The sequence below is a fragment of the Sphingobacterium detergens genome, assembly GCF_003610355.1.
In the GTDB taxonomy this organism is placed as follows: Bacteria; Bacteroidota; Bacteroidia; order Sphingobacteriales; family Sphingobacteriaceae; genus Sphingobacterium; species Sphingobacterium detergens.
Map to the genome: position 1 here is coordinate 71,213 of NZ_RAPY01000008.1, position 24,979 is coordinate 96,191.

At 41.0% G+C, this 24,979-nt stretch carries 16 protein-coding genes; 5 read left to right on the forward strand and 11 right to left on the reverse strand.

From position 1 onward, the window contains the following. The first annotated feature begins 7 nt into the window (after positions 1–7). The gene (gene rplI, locus DFQ12_RS26210; RefSeq protein WP_046671751.1) at positions 8–451 is read left to right on the forward strand and encodes a 50S ribosomal protein L9; all 444 of its coding nucleotides are present in this window, start codon (positions 8–10) and stop codon (positions 449–451) included. Positions 452–1,013: 562 nt separating this feature from the next. On the opposite strand, the gene trxA is transcribed toward rplI, so the two are convergent. Further along, on the reverse strand, positions 1,014–1,334 hold the full coding sequence (gene trxA / locus DFQ12_RS26215) for a thioredoxin (RefSeq protein ID WP_104385830.1): 321 nt from the start codon (positions 1,332–1,334) through the stop codon (positions 1,014–1,016). Between the two features lie 124 nt (positions 1,335–1,458). After that, positions 1,459–5,877: a DNA polymerase III subunit alpha gene (dnaE, locus tag DFQ12_RS26220; RefSeq protein WP_120261980.1), complete on the reverse strand. Its 4,419-nt coding sequence runs from the start codon at positions 5,875–5,877 to the stop codon at positions 1,459–1,461. Between the two features lie 187 nt (positions 5,878–6,064). On the opposite strand from dnaE, the gene DFQ12_RS26225 reads away from it, so the two are divergent. Beyond that, the gene (locus DFQ12_RS26225) at positions 6,065–6,847 is read left to right on the forward strand and encodes a Cof-type HAD-IIB family hydrolase (RefSeq protein ID WP_120261981.1); all 783 of its coding nucleotides are present in this window, start codon (positions 6,065–6,067) and stop codon (positions 6,845–6,847) included. On the opposite strand, the gene DFQ12_RS26230 is transcribed toward DFQ12_RS26225, so the two are convergent. Next, complete coding sequence (locus DFQ12_RS26230; RefSeq protein WP_147420482.1) at positions 6,844–7,332, reverse strand: LytS family sensor histidine kinase; 489 nt, start codon at positions 7,330–7,332, stop codon at positions 6,844–6,846. The two genes, DFQ12_RS26225 and DFQ12_RS26230, sit on opposite strands and share 4 nt — an antisense overlap. 156 nt (positions 7,333–7,488) lie before the next feature. On the opposite strand from DFQ12_RS26230, the gene DFQ12_RS26235 reads away from it, so the two are divergent. Next, the gene (locus DFQ12_RS26235) at positions 7,489–8,388 is read left to right on the forward strand and encodes a pirin family protein (protein WP_120261983.1); all 900 of its coding nucleotides are present in this window, start codon (positions 7,489–7,491) and stop codon (positions 8,386–8,388) included. Between the two features lie 206 nt (positions 8,389–8,594). On the opposite strand, the gene DFQ12_RS26240 is transcribed toward DFQ12_RS26235, so the two are convergent. The 8 genes from DFQ12_RS26240 to DFQ12_RS26275 all read right to left on the reverse strand — a co-directional run bounded on the left by DFQ12_RS26240 (position 8,595) and on the right by DFQ12_RS26275 (position 20,426). Further along, positions 8,595–9,566: an EndoS/ChiA family endoglycosidase gene (locus DFQ12_RS26240; protein WP_120261984.1), complete on the reverse strand. Its 972-nt coding sequence runs from the start codon at positions 9,564–9,566 to the stop codon at positions 8,595–8,597. Between the two features lie 377 nt (positions 9,567–9,943). Continuing rightward, the gene (locus tag DFQ12_RS26245; RefSeq protein WP_120261985.1) at positions 9,944–11,422 is read right to left on the reverse strand and encodes a TlpA disulfide reductase family protein; all 1,479 of its coding nucleotides are present in this window, start codon (positions 11,420–11,422) and stop codon (positions 9,944–9,946) included. A 55-nt stretch (positions 11,423–11,477) separates the two neighbouring features. After that, a complete protein-coding gene (locus DFQ12_RS26250) occupies positions 11,478–12,947 on the reverse strand; it encodes a PKD-like family lipoprotein (RefSeq protein ID WP_167457360.1) in 1,470 nt (489 codons plus the stop codon). A 15-nt stretch (positions 12,948–12,962) separates the two neighbouring features. Continuing rightward, positions 12,963–13,733, reverse strand: coding sequence for a DUF4843 domain-containing protein (locus DFQ12_RS26255; RefSeq protein ID WP_120261987.1), 771 nt, complete (start codon positions 13,731–13,733; stop codon positions 12,963–12,965). A 6-nt stretch (positions 13,734–13,739) separates the two neighbouring features. Then, positions 13,740–15,227 (reverse strand): RagB/SusD family nutrient uptake outer membrane protein, encoded by a 1,488-nt coding sequence (locus tag DFQ12_RS26260; RefSeq protein WP_120261988.1) that lies wholly within the window; start codon positions 15,225–15,227, stop codon positions 13,740–13,742. Positions 15,228–15,230: 3 nt separating this feature from the next. Beyond that, positions 15,231–18,641 (reverse strand): SusC/RagA family TonB-linked outer membrane protein, encoded by a 3,411-nt coding sequence (locus tag DFQ12_RS26265; protein ID WP_120261989.1) that lies wholly within the window; start codon positions 18,639–18,641, stop codon positions 15,231–15,233. Positions 18,642–18,671: 30 nt separating this feature from the next. Next, on the reverse strand, positions 18,672–19,790 hold the full coding sequence (locus DFQ12_RS26270; RefSeq protein ID WP_120261990.1) for a FecR family protein: 1,119 nt from the start codon (positions 19,788–19,790) through the stop codon (positions 18,672–18,674). 69 nt (positions 19,791–19,859) lie between these two features. Continuing rightward, positions 19,860–20,426: an RNA polymerase sigma factor gene (locus DFQ12_RS26275; protein WP_120261991.1), complete on the reverse strand. Its 567-nt coding sequence runs from the start codon at positions 20,424–20,426 to the stop codon at positions 19,860–19,862. A 422-nt stretch (positions 20,427–20,848) separates the two neighbouring features. On the opposite strand from DFQ12_RS26275, the gene DFQ12_RS26280 reads away from it, so the two are divergent. Both DFQ12_RS26280 and DFQ12_RS26285 read left to right on the forward strand, forming a co-directional pair. Beyond that, positions 20,849–23,695 carry a TonB-dependent receptor domain-containing protein gene (locus DFQ12_RS26280; protein WP_120261992.1) on the forward strand — a complete coding sequence of 949 codons (2,847 nt, stop codon included), beginning with the start codon at positions 20,849–20,851 and terminating at the stop codon, positions 23,693–23,695. Positions 23,696–23,706: 11 nt separating this feature from the next. Continuing rightward, positions 23,707–24,948, forward strand: a complete 1,242-nt coding sequence (locus DFQ12_RS26285; protein ID WP_147420483.1) for a RagB/SusD family nutrient uptake outer membrane protein — start codon at positions 23,707–23,709, stop codon at positions 24,946–24,948. Positions 24,949–24,979 lie beyond the last annotated feature (31 nt).

A 24,979-nucleotide genomic window follows, 5' to 3' on the forward strand; every position in this document is an offset into this window, starting at 1 on the left:
ATAGAAAATGGAAGTAATTTTAAAACAAGATATCAAAGGCTTAGGTGAGCAAAACGATATCGTTAATGTAAAACCAGGTTTCGGTCGTAACTACTTAATCCCTCAAGGATTTGCTATCCAAGCGACTGAATCTGCAAAGAAAGTTTTAGCTGAGAACATCAAACAAGCTCAGTTCAAACAAGAGAAAATCAAAAAAGACGCTACTGAATTAGCTGGTAAATTGGAAGCTATTAAACTTTCAATCGGTGCTAAAGCAGGTGAATCTGGTAAAATCTTCGGTAAAGTAAATAGCATCCAAATTGCTGATGCATTGAAAGCAAAAGGTTTTGATGTAGATCGTCGTCGTATTACATTCGAAGTTGAACCTAAAGAATTAGGTGAATATATCGCTAACTTAAACTTACACAAAGAAGTTAAAGTTCAAGTTCCTTTCGAAGTAATCGCTGAATAATTTTATATTATTTAGTACAATATACAAAAGCGGCTATCCAATGGATAGCCGCTTTTTTTGTCGCTTACCTTACCTTACCTTACCTTACCTTACCTTACCTTACCTTACCTTACCTTACCTTACCTTACCTTACCTTACCTTACCTTACCTTACCTTACCTTACCTACTTAAAACAAAAAACTCGCGCTGCTGAGAACAACGCGAGGCATAATCTAGGGTATTTGAAAGGGAAAATCTTTATTTATATCAAAATATCAATAAAAAACCATAAATAAAACAAATAAATCAACAAAATATTTAGTTTTATCTCGTTTTCATATCCAAAAGAAGTAAAAATTATCCATTTATCAAAATAAAATCAATTTTATTTTGATAAATGAGTATAAATAAAATAAAAACACAAGAATTAATACGAAATCAAAACAAAAAAAACACACTAAAAACTTAAAAACACATTTTTTTGAATAAAAAACTTACTTAAACAAGATAAAACAAAAGGAATAATCAAAAAAAAGGCCTGAAATAAAAATATTTCAGGCCTTTTTTATCGAAACAGCAATTATTACGCTAATTGCTTCTCTAATTTCTCATTTAAAACTGATTTTGGAACTGCTCCAATTTGCTTATCTACAATTTCTCCATTTTTGAAGAACAATAAAGCAGGGATATTGCGGATACCATAACGAACTGAAATTTCTGGATTTTCATCTACGTTTACTTTTCCTATCACAGCCTTACCTTCGTAATCTTTAGCTAATTCTTCAACAACAGGACCAACCATACGACAAGGACCACACCATTCTGCCCAAAAATCAATTAATACGGGTTTGTCCGCTTTCAAAACAACTTCTTCAAAGTTGCTATCTGTAATTTCTAATGCCATAATCTTTTAATTTTATAAACCGAAGTTATATTTACGATACTACTTAATTGCTAAAATCAATAAACAAAGATAGTAACAACTGTCAATGTTATTGTAATCTTAATTACACAAAATCTAATCCAAATTAGTTCAAACGGTAATTAATCCCCTCAAACTTATCTATACAGTCCAAAAACTCATTTGTAAGGTTTATTTTCAGACTTTTAGCTGGCATTTCGACAGAGATTTCATCCTGAGGATCCCAGATTTTAAATTTCAATTGACAATTTGGCACAACACCTTCAATCTCGTTCTGCGCCAAGATATCTTTAATGCCATCTAAGAATTCTTCGTTCAACTTTGGCAGAGGAATATTAATTGTAAAACTCTTCGCCATCTTTTCGCGGAGCTCAGAAAGCAACTGCACACTTCTTAATTCAAAGCCCCAGTTTCCGACCTGTCTAAAACGCTCCTGAACCAATCCGCGCAATTGAACAAAATAACCCTCCTGTAAATACCCCTTTAGCTTCACATACTCTTCCCCAAACACAGCCATATCGTAAGAATCACTGTAATCCTCGATGATAAAGGAGGCAAACGGTTTACCGTTTTTAGTCAGGCGATGATTTGCCGAAGCTATAATCCCTCCAATAACCAATTCTTTGTTTTTGATACGATTAAACTCGAGTAATGTCTCCTCGTCTACTTCGGCAGCTTTCGCTTTGTTAATCAAGGAAAGATCAGACACCGGATTCTGACAAAAATGTTCGATCTCAAACCGATAAGTATCCAATGGATGACTTGTCAGGTATATACCAATGACATCTTTTTCGTATTTAAGCTTCTCGATCAATCCCCATTGTGGACAAGGTGTCAATACAGGTTCAGGCAGTTCAGCAGCTTCACCGGCACCAAATAAGCTGGCCTGTGCAGAGTTTTCATTTTCTTTATAGCGTTGAGCAAAACGGATTGCCTTCTCCATACCTGTTGAATTATCCTCGGCATGGAAATACTGCGCGCGATGGGTACTTTCGAAACTATCAAAACCACCTGCGTAAGCCAAACTCTCAAAAGCTTTTTTATTGACCGCACGCAAGTCTATACGTTTGGCCATATCAAAAACAGACTTATACAATCCAGATTGTCTCGTTTGCACAATGGCATCTACAGCACCCGCACCCACACCTTTAACAGCACCGATACCAAATCGAATTGCTCCGCGTTCATTTACCGTAAACTTATAGTAAGACTCGTTCACATCGGGACCGAGTACCTCCAAGCCCATACGCTTACATTCCTCCATAAAGAATGTCACCTGCTTAATATCATTCATATTATTGGAAAGCACCGCCGCCATATACTCTGCAGGGAAATGCGCCTTTAGATAAGCTGTCTGATAAGCTACCCATGCATAACAGGTGGAGTGTGATTTATTGAACGCATAACTCGCAAAAGCTTCCCAGTCCGTCCAGATTTTCTCCAGCACTTTCGCATTATGCCCTTTTTCCTCTGCCTGCGCAACAAACTTAGGCTTCATCTTATCAAGTACGGCCTTTTGTTTCTTACCCATCGCCTTACGCAAAACGTCAGCATCACCTTTGGAAAAACCTGCCAGCTTTTGGGATAAAAGCATTACCTGTTCCTGATATACCGTAATCCCGTAGGTTTCCTTCAAATACTCCTCACAAGCATCCAAATCGTAAACAATAGGGTCAATCCCATGTTTACGTTTAATAAAGCTCGGGATATACTCGATTGGCCCTGGACGGTATAGGGCATTCATCGCAATTAAATCGGCAAATACCGTAGGCTTCAGATCGCGCATGTACTTTTGCATCCCCGGTGATTCATATTGGAATACACCGATTGTTTCACCACGCTGGAAAAGCTCGTATGTCAATACATCGTCTATCGGAAATTTGTCGGGATCTAAGACTATACCATGGCTTAATTTAACATTCTCAACAGTATCCTTGATAAGCGTCAGGGTCTTCAACCCCAAAAAGTCCATTTTCAATAGACCAGCACTTTCAACGACGTGGTTATCAAACTGGGTTACATACAGATCGGAATCCTTTGCCAGGGAGACAGGAACGAAATTGGTAATATCATCCGGCGTGATAATCACACCACAGGCATGAATACCGGTATTCCGGACAGACCCTTCCAATACCCGTGCCTGACGAATCGTTTCGGCTTCGAGTCCCGCGCCATCAGCGATCGACTTTAAGCGATTAACGGCCTCGATCTCTTCTGTTCTTAACTTCTCCTTTAGGCCAGCATCATCCAAAGTAAATATTTTGGATAACTTCAGATTTGGAATCAATTTGGCTATTTCATTTGCATCTCCCAAAGGCAGATCCAGCACGCGAGCAGTATCTTTAATCGAAGACTTGGCAGCCATTGTACCATAAGTAATGATCTGAGCCACCTGACTGGCGCCATATTTATTGATTACATACTGCATGACCCGTCCACGTCCCTCATCATCAAAGTCAATATCAATATCGGGCATGGAAACACGATCGGGATTTAGAAAACGCTCAAATAGCAAATCGTATTTTATGGGATCAATATTCGTGATACCGAGGCAATACGCAACAGCTGACCCAGCCGCAGATCCCCGGCCCGGCCCAACCGAAACACCCATGTCACGTGCTGCAGCAATAAAATCCTGTACAATCAAAAAATACCCGGGATATCCTGTTTTTTCAATCGTCGCCAATTCAAAATCCAGACGTTCCCGAATATCAGCTGTTATCTCTTCGTAACGTTTCTCTGCACCAACATAACATAAGTGGGCAAGATATTTATTCTCCCCTCTTTTTCCACCATCTTCATTGTCCTCGGCAACCTGAAATTCTTCTGGTATATCAAATTTTGGAAGTAGGACGTCCCGATTCAATTTGAAGATCTCCACCTTATCTACGATCTCCTGTATATTCAGAATCGCTTCGGGTAAATCTTTGAATAGGGTCTTCATTTCGTCAGAAGATTTAAAATAATACTCCTGATTTGGCAATCCGAAACGGAACCCGCGCCCCCTACCTTTAGGTGTGGAAAGCTTCTCGCCATCCTTTACACATAAAAGGATATCATGGGCGTGTGCATCCCCTTTCTTTTCGTAATAGGTGTTATTGGTTGCAACAACTTTAACATCGTATTTACGGGCAAACTTAAGTAAGGTCTGGTTTACCCGATCCTCATCCTCCTGTCCATGTCGCATGAATTCCAGATAAAAATCTTCCCCAAAATGTTCCTTCCACCATTGCAAAGCTTCCTCCGCCTGGTTTTCACCGATATTAAGCACTTTGCTGGGCACTTCTCCTTGAAGGTTTCCGGAAAGCACAATGATATCTTCTTTATACTGTAGAATAAGATTTTTATCTATACGGGGCACATAATAGAATCCTGCGGTATAGGCGAAAGAAGCTAACTTAGCTAAATTATGATAACCGCGTTTATTTTTCGCCAACAAAACAACCTGATAACCGTTATCCTTTCTGGATTTATCTTTATGATCTTCGCAAACAAAGAATTCACAACCTACTATCGGTTTTAGGAGCTGACCGGTAGGTTCCTCCCCTTTTTCCAGCGCTTCCGCATTCTGTGCTTCTACCTCTTTATTATGACCAATGACCCTGGAAACAAATTCAAATGCCCCCATCATATTACCATGATCGGTAAGCGCAACAGCAGGCATATTATCCTTTACCGCAGCCGAAACTAACTTGTCATAGGACATTGTCGACTGTAGAATAGAAAATTGTGAATGGTTATGCAAATGTGCGAATTTCGCTTCTTTAAGTGCTGATAATGTATCTGCATCTACGACAACGCGAACATCATCTGGTTCAGCCCGTTTTCTGATCTCATCAGAAGCGGCTTTTAAATTAATATGTTTAAGTCCTGCCGTAGGAACGGGACCAGGATTGTTCGTTTTGAAATCGACAAAGTAACCGGTATCAACCTGGAGTTCCTCCACCGTAAATACCTCTCTTCTGACCAGTTCCAGAAAACAACGTGTTGTGGCTTCAACGTCGGCAGTGGCATTATGGGCCTCAGCAAATGGCACACCAAATAAATAGGAGTGTAATTCAGTCAGATTCGGCAGCTTGTATCGACCACCACGACCACCGGGAATTTTCAATAAATCTGCCGTTACCTCGGTACAGGTATCCAGAACCGGCATGCTCGCCATTTTAGATTCTACACCATAACGATAAAACTCACAGCCCATGATATTGAGGTCAAAACCAATGTTTTGTCCGACTACAAATTTTGCACTATTTAACGCGATGTTAAATTTCTCCAAAGCAACCTGCAAGGGCACCCCCTGCTCTTCCGCCAATGCCGTGGATATACCATGTATTTTTTCGGAGTCATAAGGTATATCAAATCCATCCGGTTTAATCAAAAAATCCTGATGTTCGACCAAATTCCCCATCTCATCATGAATCTGCCATGCCAGCTGTATACAACGTGGCCAATTATCCGTATCCGTAATTGGCGCGTCCCAACGCTTCGGCAAACCCGTCGTCTCTGTATCGAAAATAATATACATAAATTTCTAAACCTCTTTAATACAACACATTAAATGTAAGCATATTTACATTTATTTGAACTTGAAATTTACGAAATTCTTAGGGAAGATTATGTCAGATTTTTGCGAAAAGTATTAACAGCTATTTAATATTGTACCTATTACACTATTCCTTTATTTGTTATATTTGAACTTGACTCCAATTTCTATGATTAAAGCGATTTTTTTTGATATAGATGGGACATTGTTAAGTTTCAAAACACACCAGGTCCCCGACTCTACGCAACAGGCATTTCAATTACTAAAAGAAAAAAACATAAAAGTTTTCGTTTCAACCGGTCGTTCCTTTAACCAATTGGGACATATCCGCTACCTTGATTTCGATGGCTTTATCACATTTAATGGTGGTTATTGTGTCACCAAAGATGAACAGGTTATTTATAAAAATAACATTGCTCAAAAAGACATTCGTTCCTTAATTGATTATGCCAAGCATCATCCCGAGCTTACCTTTTCATTTATGTCCGATAAAGAAATCACCTTAAATCAGGTCACGCCCGAAGTGCTAAAAATGTATCAACAAGTCAACGTAAAGACGCCGCCTATACGCAATTACGAAGACAACTTTGATCTGGAATCTGTCATGCAGATCAATGTTTTTATCAATCCGGAAGAAGAGGCTGAATTTATGGAAAACGTTATGCCCAACTCGGTTGCATCACGATGGACATCCGTTTTTGCAGATGTAAACCCAATGGGCCAAAGTAAAAAAGTTGGTATAGATGTTTTTTTAGCACATTTTGGCATCGAACTTTCGGAAACCATGTCCTTTGGTGATGGGGGAAATGATATTACCATGCTCGCCCATACACAGGTTGGTATCGCCATGGGAAATGCGAATCCTGAAGTCAAAGAAATCGCAGATTACATTACCGACGATGTGGATAGTAACGGCATCTGGAATGCCTTAAAACATTTTGGTGTAATTTAGAAGTGAATGGTGAGTGTAGCGCGACAGGTATTGCTATTGCTGTTCAATAGCAAACTATGTCGTTCTGGGAAAAGATATTCCAATCTGTTCTGGAAATCTGTCATTAGGGTATTCTTAAATTGACCGTCCAGGTAATGATTCATACGATGACTTACCTCAAATAGCATTACTTTAGGAGATCCCGAGAGGCGGATTCGGATAGGATGTGAAGACATGCTATTATATCCGTTTGCAACTGCATTTTGCACCATCGGAAATAATAAAAGTGGCGGTATCATCAGCTCATTTTCCGACTGAAAACGGTTTTCCCATTTCAGTGAGAAACCGGCAGGCATCAATCTATTGACCATTTCGAAATATTGGTTTAACAGATCTAGCTCTACCTTTATTTCCTGGTAAGTCCCTAGCTCCAATAGCAACAACTTTTTTTGAAATATCCTGTATTCAGCTTCCAACACGGCCTCTTCAGCTAAGATTTTTTCCATTAGAAAATGATCTATTTGACTGTTAACAAATGACAATCTATCAGACAGTGCCAATAACTCTTCATTTCTTACAGACTTTTTACGCAGAATGCGATCGATTATACCTGACATTTCTTAAATTGCTCTAGATTAGATACACAAAAATAAGGAAACATTATGTCAAATATTGCAATAGTTATTGAAGAAAGAGCCGCAGACATAGGTAATTTCTTGGTGGGAAGACTACTTCCATTCAGACAAAAAAGGATGGTCGGTCCGTTTATATTTATTGATCATATGGGACCTGAAACGATCTCCGAACCTCAGTTCATGGATATTGCACCGCATCCTCACATTGGATTATCAACATTAACGTACCTGTTTGAAGGAAGTATTATGCACCGCGACAGTCTAGGAAATGAGGTCGAAATAAAACCGGGTGCGGTAAACTGGATGACAGCTGGAAAGGGGGTAACACATTCCGAACGAACTCCGGACTATCTAAGATCTATCACCCACAAACTACATGGTTTACAGATTTGGGTCGCATTACCAAAGGATCTGGAACAGATGGAACCAAATTTTGTTCACATTGAAGAACCTCAACTTCCCCATTGGAGCGAAGACGGTGTAAACTACCGCCTGATTGCGGGCGAGATTAACAATCATCGTTCCGAAGTACCTGTATACAGCCCCTTATATCTTATTGAAATTAAAGCTGACAAAGACTCCCTTATTAAATTAGGTGAACATCTCTATGGAGAAAGTGGATTGTATATTCTTCATGGCTCAGTACATGCCGAAGGTCAGGAATTTGGCCCAAAACAAATTCTGATTGCAAAGGATGCTAAATTATGTGAATTCGAAATCAAAGCAGGCACATCAGTGTACATCTTTGGTGGCGAACCTTTCCCCGAACAACGCTATATCGACTGGAATTTTGTTGCTTCGGACATTGAGACCCTCAAAATCGCCAGAGCTAAATGGGAGCAGCACCAATTCCCTGAAGTTCCCGGAGATGATGGCTATATTCCTATTCCGCCAGTAAATCCGGCATTAGGACAAAAGAAAGCTTAACAACAGTTCAAACCTTGGTTGAATGATACAAAATCAGGTATCCAATCTTTGGAGTGCAAAAAAAGTTGGACAAATTAACATTTTTAAGTTTTTTACACGAGAGTTCGGTATTGAAATGCCCCCCAAAAGTTCTTGTTTAACTTTTGGGGGGCATTTCAATAAAGTGGACAACACTTTATTTTCGTACAGATACTTTTAAATAATTACTAATTCGCGGGGTTCATTAGCTGAATCGCCTTTTTCGTAAAGATATAAGAGGGTGTACTATACGTGCCATCGGCATCAAGTCCATAGCTAAAAATGCCACCTTTTTTGCCATCACTAGGTTGCCATGCTGCATATTGATAAAAGAGTGCTGGCGTCCCATTTCTTGCCGAACCATCTTCAAAACTCGCTCCGAGAACGTATTTTCCTGGAGGAATATTTCCTTTATACGCCTCATTGTAAAGTTTGTCAAGCTGACCACCAAAATAGCGCTGCATAAAGAAATAGTCAATATAAGGTTCGATATCTTTTAAGAATTTAGGCGGTAAATTGACATAATTCAGATCCAGGATAAACAATTTCCCTGTTCCAGACGAAGGGCCAAAATGAGCACCTAAAGCTTTTATATTCAACGCAATCTGATCCAAATCCTGCTGGCTACCACTAAAAAAACCACCAAATAAGCCAGTCGATGTCGTCCCTCCACCGCTTTCAAAATCAAGATCTATCCCATCATAGTTGTAGTTCTGGGTATCGTCATTAATGTTTTGAACCCAAGCATTGCGATCTGCTACCGACATTGTCCATGGCATCCCCCTAGTGTAGACAACACGTGTACCTCTGCGATGAAGATAAGGGATGTACTGGTCGCGGAGCGCGGTCCAAAAAGGGCTCGTAGCAGGTGTGTAATCCGTAAAAACATTGACAATATCCACACTATCAGGAATAGCAAGCATCGTTTTTTGTCCCGCGTTTGATTCAACCAATGAATCACCCCAGGTCCGATAATAGCCAGCCATAATCTGGTGCGGGCTTTTTTTATACGCCTTTAATTTTTCAAAATAAGCTATCGAGTCAGAAACAGGTTCCAATTCTAAATTCGGATCAATGCTTTTCTGACATGAAGATACCATGCTGATCAATACAAATAAACCAGCACATAAGTTAAGTAGTGTTTTTCTTTCTGTTCTCATAATTTATTTTAATCTTTTATTGACTAAAGTATCTATACACTATAATATACGATTATCTCGCCTAATTATTTTAAAAAAACCACTTTTAAATAAAAAAATATCTCATATACAGCAAAACACATTTACTTTGCAGAAAACAAAACACTTCCAAATAATATCCTTACACGCGATGAAGTGCTCATTTATGGAAAAGGGAAATCCCACACAATAAGCTGCGGGGCCTCTGCCAATACAGATGAAACCAATCTCCGGCAGACCAAGGTCTTTTATGATCTGCAGCATGTTTAATAAAAAATCCGTAGCTCTCTAAAAAGAAAGCTACGGATTTCAGTAGGCTTAAGTTATTATCGTAAACTTATGCTCTTGTCCTGGGACGGTTAGCCCTTTTTTGCGAGTTCAATCTTGGTTGAGATTTCATGGACAATTTTTTCCACGTCGGCGCCACCACCCGAAGATTGGAAACGAATAAAACCTTCTTTATCAATAATGACTTTAGTCGGTATACCTTTGACACCGTAGGCTGTCACGACCGACTTATCCCGATCTTTCATTTCATCATATAAAACATGGAAACTATATTTATTTTCGTTGATAAAATTATTGACCAGCTCTTTATAATTCTCCTCTTTCTGCCATGTGTTAATAAATAAAAAGGCTACATCAGGATCATTCACATATTTGTTTACCGCAGCCTGCATTCCAGGAAAAGACATTTTGCAAGGACCACACCATGTCGCCCAGAAATCAAGTACCACAACCTTACCCTTCATACTTGCAAGAGAAACTTCTTTACCCGAACGATCTACAAGTGAGAATTGCGGTGCATCCTTTTTCACCATTTCACCTTGCAGCTTAGACACCAACGTTTCATCAATACGCGCATTTAGGCCCTTTAGATAACTTGCCGTATCTGATAGGCTATTATTCAATTTGCTATACAAAGGCAGCAATTCGGCCATTAACTTAGGTTCTTTTCCATTCTTGATTACTTCGGTCTCCAGGAGCTGAAAGGCATCTAGGCTTTTTCCTTTTGCTTCCAGGGCTTTCGCATAGGCAATGGTTGCTGTTTCTGAGGGTAATTCTCGCTGCACTTTTGCTAGTATCTCCAGCGCTTTGTCTACCTGTTGATTGCCCAACAAAGCCTCAGCATATTGTAGACTAATACCGCCCAAATATTGTAACCCTGCATTATTTTTTTGTTCATTGGCAGCAGCTTTTTGCTGGCTCAACTTTAAATATACCGGTTCAAGCATCGCTTGGGTATAGATATATTCCTTTTGCTGGTTTAACTCCCTGCCAATAGCGAAAATAGCATTTGTATAATTTTCTCTAGTTTTCAACAAATCCAGATAATAGCTCACCTTATCCAGGTTTTTTTCGCTCGCGTATTGTTGTGCAATGGCGCTGATTCCGTAGCCATAAATACCTCTGTTTTTTTCCTCAAAACTCGCTTCGGGAAACTTCTTGATCAACTCGGCATACAATAGCTCCGTCTGCTGAGCACCTGGCCCATTTTTTTCAAACAGCTTGCCAAAGGCTTCATTTCGAGCGGTGATTCCTTTCGGGAATTTTTTGGTAATACTCTTTTTTATGGCTTCTTCCTGAGCTGTTTTCTCCAGCCCTCTATAAATCTGTCCGGCCAACAGTAAATCTTCCTCCCTTTTTGATTTCGCCAAAAATTCCGCTTCCTTGAGCACTTCGGCCTTGGATGCCTCCGTATCCTTTTGGAATAATCCATTCAAATGCTTGTACAGTTCATCCTGTGTAACGCCCTTTTTAGCCGCCAGTTGTCCAAAAGTAACCTGACTGCTCAACAGCAATAAAGGGATAGCTAATTTTATCGATTTTATACCCATTTTTTAGATTTATTTATTTTTGATATTTATATTTTGTTCTTTATTGTTGAAATAACTATTCTTCCGGTATGCCCAAATGTAAATCGACAACCTCATCGACAACATGTTTATGCGCCTGTTCCAATACCATAGTATTGGCATTATAGATATAGATCGAACCAGGTTTATTCGCTGTAGGATCATTCGTAGCGACCATTAATTTACCATCCAGAATCTTAAACTTGACAATATTACCGGGAGCATCCGATGGCAGCTGCACATATTTTTGGAATTCTACCCCTAGATAAGAGGCCATATAAATTGTCTTGCCTGCCGCCATATACCATCTGCTTGTCTGCCCGTCAAAATAAACATAGCTTATGGGATCAGATGTGGGCATAGGTCCCTCTCCTAACAGATCAAAAGATACGGGTTTATAGTCCTCGCCGTAGTTCAGGCGATACGAGTACAATTGATTATCCTTTCTAAAAAGGTAAATCTGATTGATGGATGGAATATTGGCATAACTGCAGGCCAAAAATGTTTTGCCATCCATCATTTCTTGACCTGGAATATCTTTGTAATCATTAACATAAAGAAATTCGTTTCCCGTCATGCCATTATCCCAGACTCTGACCTTTTTATTTTTTTCATCATAGACGCTCATAAATAATCGACCATTGCCATAGGGTGTTGCAATACCATTCAGCGCAACCTGATAATCTAGCGGATCCTTAGCAAAGGCCGCTAGTGCAATTTTCCCCTGCCGCAGTACATGGAACTTCCCGTTGTTGATAACATAAATGATCTCAAAGTAATGATCTGAGATGACCTGACTTGGGCGAAAGGTGAAGTTTCCACCCCCGACATAACTTGATGAATTATAATACAAGATTGGTGTAAACTCACGCGAATCAATCACCGTAACCGGATTCGCGGCTTCCTGTACACCGATAGTAATCACATTATAAAAATCGGAAGCAGATGCGCCATATTTTTTCGTACCGCTTATGGATATCGGATTACGCCCTAGCGTCTGCGTCTGAGGAAACAGGACCTCCTCCCAAGATTGTTTTTTCGCAATTGTGGAAAGACAATATACAGAAGCGTCCTTGGCTTTATTCTGCGTCAAGACATAGTACCCCCATTTATAGGGATTAACCACATTCAGGAAACAATGATAACTGGTTACTGTTCCCGTCGATTTATCCGTTACACTAAACGCTGCAGGAATTCTCCCATAGCGTTTATTCGCGACATAAAACAAGTTTTTAGTTTTACTGACCGTAATAGAATCAACCTTCCATTCGAAAGTCAATGCATTCGTATCGGCACCTGATAGCGAGCCGCTGATTACCGGGTTAAGCCGAACCGTATCTTTAAAGGGAATCTCATAAATCCGTCCTGTGGGATGGCTATTTTCCAGCAAACCGCCAATAGTAATCGCATTGATATCCTGATAATTATAATTACCAAGATCTTTGGAGCAGCTTTCAAACACAAGAAGCACAATCACCAAAATATAATATAGGTTTTTCAATTTCATCTGATTCATGATTTATTAAGGCAATAGAATACGTTCTTTTGTACTATCACCATCAGGATACACTTCATTGTCCAGAAGGTACTGTTTGAGTACCTCTATATAATTAAAGGTAATCGGATACCAGCTTGGTACCGGGCTAGCCGGCATATTATTCCAATAATAAATTGGCCCCGGTGCATTCGTGATCAGCTCGGACGAAGGATCAGCTCCCAGATAGTAAATCTGTATCCATCGTTGAAAGACTTCTTTATGATAAGGACCAAAATAATTTTTCCAGGTGCTCCACCATTTGGGTTCATTCAAGATATCGTCAACAATCACCGTCAGCTTCTGGTTGTGCAAATTGCCTGGTATAAACTCATCATTTCCTTTCAAACTTAAATATAAAACAGTCTGTTCAGACAACATCTTAGCTGTACGCTGTAGACTGATATACAAGGTGTCCAGATATCTATCCGCGCTAATAACAGCTTTTGAAAACTTCACAGCATTGACATCAAAACGAGAAGAATCTTCGATCACCAAATTGTAAGAGCGGTCAGCTCCTTTTGCTGAACCACTGATCCGAATAGGAATCGCAATCGTCTTCTCTTTGACCTGAATATCCGGATCTAGGGCAAAACCATAATAAATACTATCGGCGTATCTTTCGATGGCTCTCCTATTCGGATTTGGATAGGCAAAGTATACATAGCTATTTCCTTGATCGTATTGGACTATATTTTCATTTTCTTTACAGGCACTCAGCAGAAATAATGTGCAAAGAAACAAAACAAACTTTTTCATGTTACCTTAATTTTGAGGGTTATACAACAATTCATCATCTGGAATCGGCAGCCTAAAAATTTCTCTTTTTGGCAGTATTGCCGTACGACGGTCAATTGCCCTAAAAAGGCGTTTATACTCAGTAAACAGGTAGCCTTCACCAATATTCTCCTTACGCATTTCGTCAAATATCAAATCTTTGATCCGTTGGCTCGTCATGGCATCACTCATGGAAATATTAGTGGTAATATTTCTTGAGTTGCGTACCAGATTTAAATATTCCAGCGCTTTCGACGGGTTGCTGACCGCATAGTTTTCGGCAGCGATCATATAGATCGTATGGAGTGATATCACCTTGTTTTCAAACAGTGGACGATAGGTTGCATCAGCAGGTTGCCTCGTCTGATCAAATAAGTACTTTGACAGTTTCCAGGGATAAGATGTATTGGGTTGTACAAACCAGTTTGCCAAACGATAATCGTTCAACGACCCATGGCCTGCAGCATTATACAAATTCGTTCGCAACCAAGAATAATTGGGAAATAGAAAAGGTGAAGTTGAACTCGAAATAATTGCATCTGCCGGAACAAATACACTGCCAACTAATGCGGCAATTCTATTGGAAAAAAGAGCAAATATATTCTCCATTGGCATGCGTATATTTCCTATTTGGCCCATCTCACTGGACAGTGCCATTCGGATACTATTGGTTGTCTTGAGTTCAGCGATCAGCTCCTCCGCATATTGCCTAGCCCTTTCCATATCCCCTTTCCATTGCGCGACCATAGCCTGCATGGCTACAATTGCATAATAATTCATCCGGATACCCCGATAGTCAATCAGGCTATTGTACCGTTCATAAGCAAACTGATTGAGATTAGCATCCCGGGGATTTGAACGAATGGGATCCTTATCCAATAATATTCGAGCTTCCGACAAGTCTTGTTCCAACAAATTGATGACTGCTGCGGTAGTCGAAAATTTAGTCCCTGTATAGGAAACTGATGTTTTATAGGGGATTGCCTGTGCATTGATCCCCTCATCTGGAATGGATGGTCCAAACAGTTTTAGCAATTGAAAATGGCTGAATGCCCGCAGTCCGACTGCCTCACCTTTGATCAGGTTGTAATATGGATCGTCTTTTACCCTGTCTACATTCGCCAGAATAATATTTGCCTGATTAATACTCTGATATAATTTACCCCAGATATTTGCGATAATCTTCTTCGGCTCGTCATAATTATATTGATGCTCATAAGAACGATAATATTTATGTGCCTCATTGCTGACATTATAAGATCCGACCAAAGTTTCCATAAAACCATATTTCATTTCCCGGCCGTAAAGTGTATCGGTATTCAATGTTTCATACACCCCTGCCAATGCTGTAGCAAAACCGGTACGGTCTGTCAACAGATCCTCTTCATACGCTTTATCAATCGGGTTTACATTTAAGAACTTTTCGCAGCCCGATAATAGAACGAGCATCACGAATGCAATTAATAACTTTTTCATGTTTTAAAATTGAACCATTACACCAAAATTAAATTCACGTGCGTAAGGATATTCTATCCCTCTTTCCATGCGTACAGTACTCCATCGAAACATATCGTTCATGGAAAAGTTCAGCCGCAGCCGTTCAAGTTTATACTTCTTCAAGACCGCATTGCTAAAAGAGTAGTTGACATTGATGGTCGAAAGCCGCAGAAACGATTCGGTTTGTACAAAACGGCTGGAGGGCTGTGTCGCGGACAGATCATCAATAGCTTTATATTTGGTGATATCTCCCGGCTGTTTCCAGCGTTCTTCCAATACACGACGATCCGCATTCTGATAAGCGTTATTATTTTCAATTTTGTCCATCAGCGTTTGATTATATCTATCGGCACCCAGGGAATAATTCCCGATCACTTGGACGGTCAGTCCCTTAAAATTGACGGTAGACCCTACATTTCCATACAGTGTCGGTTCCGAATTACCCACCACCTGTTGGTTATTGGCATCCCAGGTATAAGTGACATTGCCGTTTCGGTCGCGATAGAGTTCACGTCCGTTGGCGGGATCAATCCCCAACGACGGTACCGCACGGATAACACTCAAGGACTGTCCCTCCTGGTAGAATTGTCCCGGCTGAATAACATTACCATCTTTATCTTTTGTCACCAAGGACTCATTTAAGGCGCGAAGTTCATTGGATATTTCTTTTAGCTTACTACGGTTCTGTACTGCACCGACTGACAGATACCAGCTGAGATCTTTTGTTGTATTATTGAGCACCCGCCAGTTGGCCATTGCTTCAAAACCTTTATTCTGCACCTTACCAAAATTTTGGAAAAATCTGTCTTCATAAAAACCAAAAGATGGCGCCACATCAATAGTAGAAATCATACGGTTGGTCGTGCGGTCATAAAAGGAAAGATCTAATTTCAACAGATCACCCTTGATACCAAACTCTCCACCCACACTCCGCTGCTGTTGCTCAGGCCAACGTACCGCTGGATTACCCTGTCCTGTATAAATCGCCGCATATTGGTTATAGTAGTTACGGCCTGTAATGAAATTATAAGAAGTACTTACCATACCTACATTAAAATTACTCACCGTACTCGATGTACCAGCATTCACATACCAGCGCATCCGTGTCAGGAAATTATTTTTAAACCAGGTTTCGTTGTGCATATTATAGGAAAAACCCGCACTCCAGAATGTCCCAAAACGATTTTGGCTACCATAGATCGATGCCCCGTCAGATCGCAGGGTACTGCTTACATTGTATTTATTATCGTAGGTGTAAAACAGGGAACCCAAAAAACCGACCGAACGTACAGGTAATGAAGTCGATTTTGGCAACGATCCTACCGCATACTGCAAAGCCATCTGTGGTGTCATAAAGCGATCATCCACATAACCTGTCACAGTATTGCTGTTACCTATGGTGTTTTCCGAACGAATTTCTGCGATGCCATTGGCGACAAGCTGATGCTTGTCAAATTTATTAGAATATTGTACATCCACTTTCCCTTCATATTTCGTGAAATTTCGATTTCCGAAAGTATAAGATCCTTTTAGGTTTGCATCGGTAATATTGGTATAATCTGTATGAAAAGGAGACTTGTAGCGATCAATATCTCTCATTTCCCGTGCGATCATACCCGATGCTCTGACAAGTAGTTTTGGCAGCGCAAACCACTCGATAGACATGTTATTCTGAAGCGTTTGGGCTACTTCATCATCGCGGAATCCCAAACTGGCATTATACAATGGGTTAAATTGCGTTGGTCCCCAGTTATACCATTGTCCTAACTCACCAAAACGAACATTGTAGTTACCTTGGTCATTGTATATTCTTTCGTAGGGATTCAGCTCGGTATAGGTTTTAAATTCACCATAGGGGCTATTATAGGCTTTGCTATACAGATAAGTCGCCACGTTGCGGAAAGTAATCACGTTTGGTATGCGATAGATTAGGGTAAAACCTGCATTACCACGTTTTCGACCAGAGTCTTTCATTACACCTTTACTATCAAAATAACCACCTTCAAGACTATATCGCACACCATTCCCGCCCCCTTCCATCCGCAGACTGTGATTAATAGAAAATGTATTTCGAACAGGCTGTTTCAACCAATAGGTATCCGTTCCCCCCTGTATATCCTGCTCTCGTTTTGCGAATAGATTATTATAAAATTCCTGTTGAATAAGGTCAAAACCGCTATCACCACTTTTCGATGTATATAAATTCGCTAATTTTTCATATTGTAATTTCTCCCTCGCATTCATCAAATTGTAATCCGATAAATCCACCATGGAAACTGAAGGTTTCATATCGTAGCTCACTGTAAACTTACCATCTTTGGGCAATCTTGTTTCAATGACCACCACACCATTCCCCCCACGAGAACCGTATAAACTCGTTGAACTGGCATCTTTTAGGATAGATATAGTTTCAATGCGATTCACATCGATATCATACAGTGTCGTCAGTGGTACCTCAAAACCATCCATAATAATCAACGGGGCATTGACGGCATATTCTCCCACACTAGAAACTCCCCGAATATTGATTTGTGGCATTACATTCGGATTAGATCCCGCGGTTACACGCTCATCGACTTTAAAAGAAGGATCCAGCGATTGTAGCACAGTAAAGATATTGGTCGAGTTGAATTTCTCCAGTTCCTGCCGTGTCACCATCGTCGCCGCACCTGTAAAATTCTCGCGGCGTACCCTATTGTAGCCGGTGACCACCGTTTCCTCTATTCTATTGTCCACTTGATGCATCGTCACCACCAGCGGTTTGTCTGAGGTAACCTCAACTTCCTGTCTTTCATAGCCAACCATGGAAAAGCCCAGTTCCAAAGACTCATTGAGCAGGACTACATAGAACCTGCCATTCGCATCAGAAAGAACCCCGCCGCGTGGGCTTCGCAGCACCTTGATCGATACCCCGGCCAAAGGTTTCCCTGAAGCATCCTGCACACGCCCCTCAACGGTGATCTGACGCTGTTCTCCAGCCTCAGTCTTTCGCCCAGCAGGCCGTTCATTGTTTGTTTTCCCGGGAGCGGGTTCTTTTCGCCGCACCAAAATCGTGTTATTTCGAAAGACCAGATCCACATCTTGACCAGCAGCGACCTCCCTTAGTACCTGCTCGATCTCCTTATCTTTTACCTGAATGCTAATCGGTTTGCTATTTTTGAGTAAGGCTAAGTCACCGATAAGATCCGCATTCGCTTGTTTTCGGATTTTTTCCAGAATGGAGTACATGGAACTATTATGCTCTTTCAACGTAATACGCTGCGCCATTGCTGTACCTATGAAACCCGATAGCAACAGACCACTCAGCACAAGCTTCGATAAGCATTTACCGACATCTTTGGGCAAATCGGTAGCCGCCACTCTTTTTTCAAAAGGGTAAACTTTCAATTTCATAAAGTTAATTTTCGTTAGTTAGTCTTTTCGTTATTTGATGTATATAGAATTGTTTTTCAATGTATATTGCATGGGGTGGACTTGAGACAAAAGGTCCAGCACCTCTTTTAAACTTTTATCACGGCGTACGCGACCAAACAATTGCACCTGAGCTAATTGCGCATCAACACGAACATCAACACCATACCAGGCACGCAATTTAAGAGACAGTTGCCCCATATTTATTTCATTCAGATCAAAATAGCCTTCTTTCCAATCGATGTAACGGGTAATATCTTTAGCTTCGATAATCTTCTTTCCATCATATACTTGATTAGGCCTGATTCGCACGGAAAATTGGTCCTTTCTACTCTGCTCCAAGCTTGATCCCCGATCGGAGAAAGCGACCGAACCTTCCAATAAAGCTGTTTCATTGTTAGCCGTAAAATCAGCATTGAATTTCGTTCCCAATACCTGAATTGTTTGTCTATCGCCACGGACAAAAAATGGTACTCTTTTATGGTTTCGTTCTTGTTTGGCAACTTCAAAATAGCCTTCACCATCTAAGGCAACCTCGCGGATATCACCTCTAAAAGAAATCGGATAACGTAATTCACTATTGGTATTCAACCAAACCTGTGTTCCATCTGCGAGCTGTACATGTGCTGTACCCCCTGTCTTTGTGCGAATTGTATTGTAGACAACTTTCGATTTTTGTGCAGGATCAATTAAATAGATGATTTGATCGTCATGAGTTCGCACAATTCGATAACTTCCGGCATTTAAGGTATCATTAGGTTTTAATTTGTCAAGATCATATTCCGTATTATTTTCCAACACGACAATAGCATTGGATTTTATGGGCGCCTGTATCGCGTCAATACTTGCATATCGAACATGTTCAGCCCGTTGGCTCCAATAGATGTAAACAGTCGTTGTCAGCATAACGATAATGCTCGCCGCAGCCAGCCACTTCCATCTGGATTGTTTTTTGCGTTTTTTGATAAAAGGCATTTTGTCGTCCAGATTTTCCAAAAGCATTAACATCTGACGATCTTGAGGTTCGGGAAAACGATCTAACTGATCCAACCAACGCTCAACCAAAGCTATTTCCTCCGCGGAACATTCCCCAGCTTGATACCTTGCGAATAGTGAATCGTCGATCTTCATAGTAATAATTGTTAGTTCAGCTCTAATGCTGCTATACTAAGGTAAACGGCGCTGCCAGACGATTGTCCCTCAAAAAAATAAAAAAAGTAAAAAAGACGAAAAATTAGAGCGTATGATTTTTAAAGTAGATGAATATTGATTGCGTACCGTCTTTTCAGAAAGGCCCAACATAACTGCTATTTCGGGATTGGAATACCCCTGCAAACGCAATTTTAGAACCGCTTGATATTGCGGACCGTAACGATGGAGTACAGCGAAGATGGAATCACGAAAAGACTGCGCGCGGACGTGTTCATCAGCTTCGTCAAATGCAAACTCACTTGCATAGGATTTGAGATCCTCCAGATAACCTTGCGCATTATTTTCTTTGGCGAAATAATCCATGATACGACGTCTTAGCGCTGTAAAAAGATAGGCCTTAAAGTCATCCTGATAATCAATTGAGTACCTATTGTTCCAAGTGCGAATAAAAACATCCTGCACCAGATCTTCCCCAGCATCTTGGCCGACCCGCTTGATCGCATAGACCAGTAAAGCCGCCTTGTACCTTTCATACAACATATGAAATGCCCCATCTTGGTTCTTGGAAACCAAAAGAAATAGTTCCTCATCGCTTAGACTTTCCAACTTAGGCATGATGTATTGATTTGAACAAATATAGTTTTTAGATTTTTTTTATACAAGAAGATCATAAAACCTGAACAGCTAATTTTCACTATGCATTCATTTCTTACCTGCATTATATAATAATAGACAGCACATACGCATGCCATCTAGGATAACAGTGCTACAAAAATAGCAAAACCATAATTAAAAACTACCAAACAAATAGACTTTATTTAAACAACCTAAGAAATACGAAGAGTAGGTTTTCGAAACCGGCATATTATTTATTGTAATTCGACTAAACTATTCCCAATTAAACAGTTAGATTGGTACGTTTCGTTAAAAAAAGTTAAAAACCAATTTGTCAATTCTGAGGATATGATTACCTTTGCGCAAATTTTTACCTTATTTAGATCAAAACTAAATAAAGAAAAACAGTCTATAAAAATCATATGTATCGAATTTTTACTTTTTTGAGCATCACTTTGCTTTCCTGTTTTGCCCTTCAAGCGCAAAATATTCAAGGTATCGTACATGACAAGAGCACGGGTGTGATCGTACCGGGTGCGAGTATAATCATCAAAGAGCGCCCTCAAGGCGGAACTGTCGCCGATGGCAACGGAAAATTTAGTCTTGTACTTCACAATGGGGAGACCCTGCTGGTTAAAATGGTTGGCTATAAAAGCTACGAGCGTTATTTTGCCAAGGTACAGGAAGGACAACAAGTCGAGATCAGTCTTGAATCCGGTGTTGCACTGGACGAAGTATTGGTCACAGCAAGTTTGGCCAATTCACGGAGCAAACGGGCCATTGGTACCAATGTCGATCATATTGATGCCGCAGATATTGTCGCAAAAAGTAATCCCTCTTCTCTAGCGGAACTGGTAAACGGAAGAATTAGCGGCGCCCAAGTATACAATACCAATGGAAAAGTAGGTATGCCCATACGTTTTGATATTCGTTCGGCAGCAACCTTCAGTATGGAACGGGATCCCCTGATCTTTATCGATGGGGTACGCTACGGTAGCAGTAATACTGCTGATGTAAATTCTTCACAAGAAGCGATGAGTGCACTGAATGACTTACCGATGAACGATATTGCTTCTATCGATGTGATCAAAGGACCGGCGGCGGCAGCTTCCTATGGTGCAGAGGCAGCTAACGGTGTTGTTATTATCCAGACCAAACGTGGCCTGAGCGGCAAAAAAGGCGTGGCTGTCAATGTAAAATATACCGGCGGTTTCAGCGAACTCGCCAATAAATACACAAAATATGTCAACAACGATGCGCTGAATAACTTTTTTGACCGCGGTCATCAAAATCAGTACTATGCCAATTTATCGGCACAGTTTGATCAGGCAAACAGTCTATTCTTTTCGGCCAACTCCAATACCACCTCAGGTATTGTTCCGGGCAACAAAGACAATAGACAGACCTTTCGTGCAGGATATGATTTTACTAAAGACAATTTCAAACTGGGTTTCACCGCTGGCTATGTCAAAGGTAAACTGAGTATCCCACAGTCAGCTTCGGGACGTGATGATGCCATCTGGAATCTGATGCGCGATCAGACGCCCTGGCCTTTTATTTCCGAAGAAACCTGGCGTGCCATTGAGAAAAGCTATTCCAACGACCGCTTTACAGGAAGTGTCAAATTAAACTATACGCTTCCTTTTAATATCAAGCTGGAAAGTCTTGTGGGGCTTGACCTCAATCGGATCGATGGGTTGAACTATCTTCCTTACGGCTACCTACAGGGTACAAACAGCACGGGTGCCAAACAGGTCAGTGACCGTAAAAACCAGAATATCAACTGGGATGTCAAGTTGTCGCGCAACTTTGCCTTAGCGGATAAATGGCAACTGAATCTAGCCTTATTATCTCAGTTGACTAAATCTACCGAAACTGTCAGCGGTATCAGCGTACGTAATTTTGCAGTACCAGGCATCAGTAACATCTCCTCAGCAGCTGAAATCTTAGGTACAACCGATACTTATTTCGAAAAACGTACCCATGGTATCTATGGTGAGGCATTTTTAAGCTACAACAATCAGTTATTTATCAATACCGGTGTTAGAAGAGACGTATCCAATATGATTGGTCGGAATGTAGCCAGTATCTGGTACCCCACAGTGAGTGTTGCCTACAATGTGAAACCCTTTGAATTTATGCAAGGTAAGATCGATGAATGGAAGATAAGAGCCGCTTATGGTGAATCTGGTCGTTTACCATATCCAAATGATGCGCAGACAGCCTATCTTATTGAAAACTCTTCGTTTGGCACCTTGGTTAGACCATTGCGCAAAGGTAATCCTGATATCAAACCAGAGCGCACCGGTGAGTTTGAGATCGGTACGGATCTCAGCTTTTTCAAACAACGTTTGGGCTTTACCTACTATTTGCAAAACACACGCGATGCGATTGTATATACCACATTATTGCCTTCTTTGGGTTGGCCTTCAAGCTTGAGTGGGGACTATCCCGAAAATGTGGGTAAAATTCGTGGTAAAGGGATTGAAGTGACTTATAACAGCCGTGTATTTACCAGCAGTAATCAGAAAAACAGTTTGGACCTCTTCGTGATTTTCAATCACCAGTCCAATAAAGTCATCAGCTCAGGTGGAAATGACATTATCAACACGGTCAATCTGATCCGTCCGGGACTCCCAGCATTCTCGTTCTATACAGGTGTATCCGAAGGTGCCAACTTCAATAGCAACGGCGTATATACAGGTGCTAAAGAAAGCGCACCGCAGGTTTTGGGCAAACCTTTCCCTACCTATAATGGATCATTTGGCTTCAATCTTCAGTTAGTCAATAACCTCCGTATCCAATCTTTGTTCAACTATTCAAAAGGCGCTAAAGTCTATAATATCTCCAATAGAAATGTAGCCAGCCAAGGGAATAACTTCAAGACAAGCGAGGATCTCAAAGCACAGCTTGCCACGCAGACACCAGGCACGCCGGAGTATATTGCAACAGCAAATGAACTTGCCCAATATGCTGGTCCTCGCGGTAATTTTATTGAGAAAGCCGATTTCATCCGTTTGAGCAATGTCACCATCTCCTATGATTTAGGTGTTTGGGCCAAGAAACAAACCAATGGTCTATTCAAAAGCTGCGTGCTATCATTAACAGGAAACAACCTGTGGCTGACGACCAACTACGGCGGTATCGAACCACAAATAGATTCACAGGGCGGTAGTAAACGTACCCGTGGTATCAGCTATCTATCATCCGACTGGACTGCGGTACCGGCTCCACGCAGCTACGCTATGAGTGTAAATATTGGTTTTTAAAAATGATAATTATGTCTATCAAAATAAAAGATATTTGGAAAGCAGGATTCGTCTGTATGGCAGTACTTTCCTTTTCCTCCTGTGACAAGTGGGTGAACGACACCAAGTTGCCGGACAACACCATTGATGAATCACAGCTAAACAACATCGCTATGCTCGGTCGTATCGAAAAAGGTGCTTATGTCTATGGTCCTGTCATCGCCGGTGTATGGCGCGCGGGTGCAACATCCGCGTCAGACCTGTTGGTCGCTTCCGGGGCTATTGTGGATGAAATTGTCCCTACCGCAGTTCCAAACTCCCCTTTTTACAAGGAATTGGATGAAGATAAATTAACTCCGGACAACACGTCACTCTTTAGTGTATGGTCCAATGTGCAAAACTACCGTGCCCGTGCCGAAGATGCGATTGCCAATGCAGAATCTTTAAATCCAACGGATGAAGATGGCATCAAGATCAAACAAGCGGCTTTGGTCAATGCAAGATTACATGCCGGTTATGCCTGGTTGCTGATGGCGGATTATTTCAGTGTCAGCAATACCAGCCACTCTGTCTATGCTGACCACAAAGAGGTTAGTCATCAGGAAGCCTATACCAAAGCACAGACTTACTGGCAACAGGCACTTCCTGCTGCCAGCGATACTGAGAAACGATTGCTTCATGCCTTACTGACAAAGCTGGGAATCCATACTGGCAATTATCCCCTGGCTGTGCAGCATATCAACCAGTCGTTTACTGCAACGGAAAACTTCAGCTTTCTGAATACCGTAGGTACTGTAAGCAACGGTTTCTTTAATGCGTTAAATATCAATTCAAGAGATGCGGCCGTTGATCCAAGTTTGGTTGCCGCATCAAAAACCATAGCTGACAAAGCTCGTGTTCCGGTTGTAAAAGCAGCCAAAGGACATTGGTCACTGACCTTGTTTAAGGAAAGAGATCCCTTGCTTGTCAGCGATTTTGATGAAATGCAATTGATCCGTGCCGAATTGGTTGTACGCGGACTGATTCCGGGTAATGCCGTGGAACTTGTTAATTCGGTTATTTCAAAATATGATGCTTCCGGAGCATCCAATTATACGCCATCCACAACCCTAACGCTGAATGACATCGTTGTTGTCCGCCGGATATTTTTATCCTGGCGTGGTACACGTATCATCGATCTGAGAAGGTTTAAAATTGATGGTGATGTCAATCCAGGTTTCACCCAGCGCAAATGGCAATGGATCGGTATACCCGAAATTGAAACACAGTTTTAAGATCATCCTACCCAGGTAGATCATATCCGAA

What these genes read in the sequence shown, in the direction of transcription:
- DFQ12_RS26265 (WP_120261989.1), bottom strand. Translation starts at nt 18,641, where the DNA reads ATGAAATTGAAAGTTTACCCTTTTGAAAAAAGAGTGGCGGCTACCGAT.
- DFQ12_RS26270 (WP_120261990.1), bottom strand. Translation starts at nt 19,790, where the DNA reads ATGAAGATCGACGATTCACTATTCGCAAGGTATCAAGCTGGGGAATGT.
- DFQ12_RS26260 (WP_120261988.1), bottom strand. Translation starts at nt 15,227, where the DNA reads ATGAAAAAGTTATTAATTGCATTCGTGATGCTCGTTCTATTATCGGGC.
- DFQ12_RS26240 (WP_120261984.1), bottom strand. Translation starts at nt 9,566, where the DNA reads ATGAGAACAGAAAGAAAAACACTACTTAACTTATGTGCTGGTTTATTT.
- DFQ12_RS26225 (WP_120261981.1), top strand. Translation starts at nt 6,065, where the DNA reads ATGATTAAAGCGATTTTTTTTGATATAGATGGGACATTGTTAAGTTTC.
- DFQ12_RS26235 (WP_120261983.1), top strand. Translation starts at nt 7,489, where the DNA reads ATGTCAAATATTGCAATAGTTATTGAAGAAAGAGCCGCAGACATAGGT.
- DFQ12_RS26245 (WP_120261985.1), bottom strand. Translation starts at nt 11,422, where the DNA reads ATGGGTATAAAATCGATAAAATTAGCTATCCCTTTATTGCTGTTGAGC.
- DFQ12_RS26285 (WP_147420483.1), top strand. Translation starts at nt 23,707, where the DNA reads ATGTCTATCAAAATAAAAGATATTTGGAAAGCAGGATTCGTCTGTATG.
- rplI (WP_046671751.1), top strand. Translation starts at nt 8, where the DNA reads ATGGAAGTAATTTTAAAACAAGATATCAAAGGCTTAGGTGAGCAAAAC.
- DFQ12_RS26250 (WP_167457360.1), bottom strand. Translation starts at nt 12,947, where the DNA reads ATGAAATTGAAAAACCTATATTATATTTTGGTGATTGTGCTTCTTGTG.
- trxA (WP_104385830.1), bottom strand. Translation starts at nt 1,334, where the DNA reads ATGGCATTAGAAATTACAGATAGCAACTTTGAAGAAGTTGTTTTGAAA.
- DFQ12_RS26255 (WP_120261987.1), bottom strand. Translation starts at nt 13,733, where the DNA reads ATGAAAAAGTTTGTTTTGTTTCTTTGCACATTATTTCTGCTGAGTGCC.
- DFQ12_RS26280 (WP_120261992.1), top strand. Translation starts at nt 20,849, where the DNA reads ATGTATCGAATTTTTACTTTTTTGAGCATCACTTTGCTTTCCTGTTTT.
- DFQ12_RS26275 (WP_120261991.1), bottom strand. Translation starts at nt 20,426, where the DNA reads ATGCCTAAGTTGGAAAGTCTAAGCGATGAGGAACTATTTCTTTTGGTT.
- DFQ12_RS26230 (WP_147420482.1), bottom strand. Translation starts at nt 7,332, where the DNA reads ATGGAAAAAATCTTAGCTGAAGAGGCCGTGTTGGAAGCTGAATACAGG.
- dnaE (WP_120261980.1), bottom strand. Translation starts at nt 5,877, where the DNA reads ATGTATATTATTTTCGATACAGAGACGACGGGTTTGCCGAAGCGTTGG.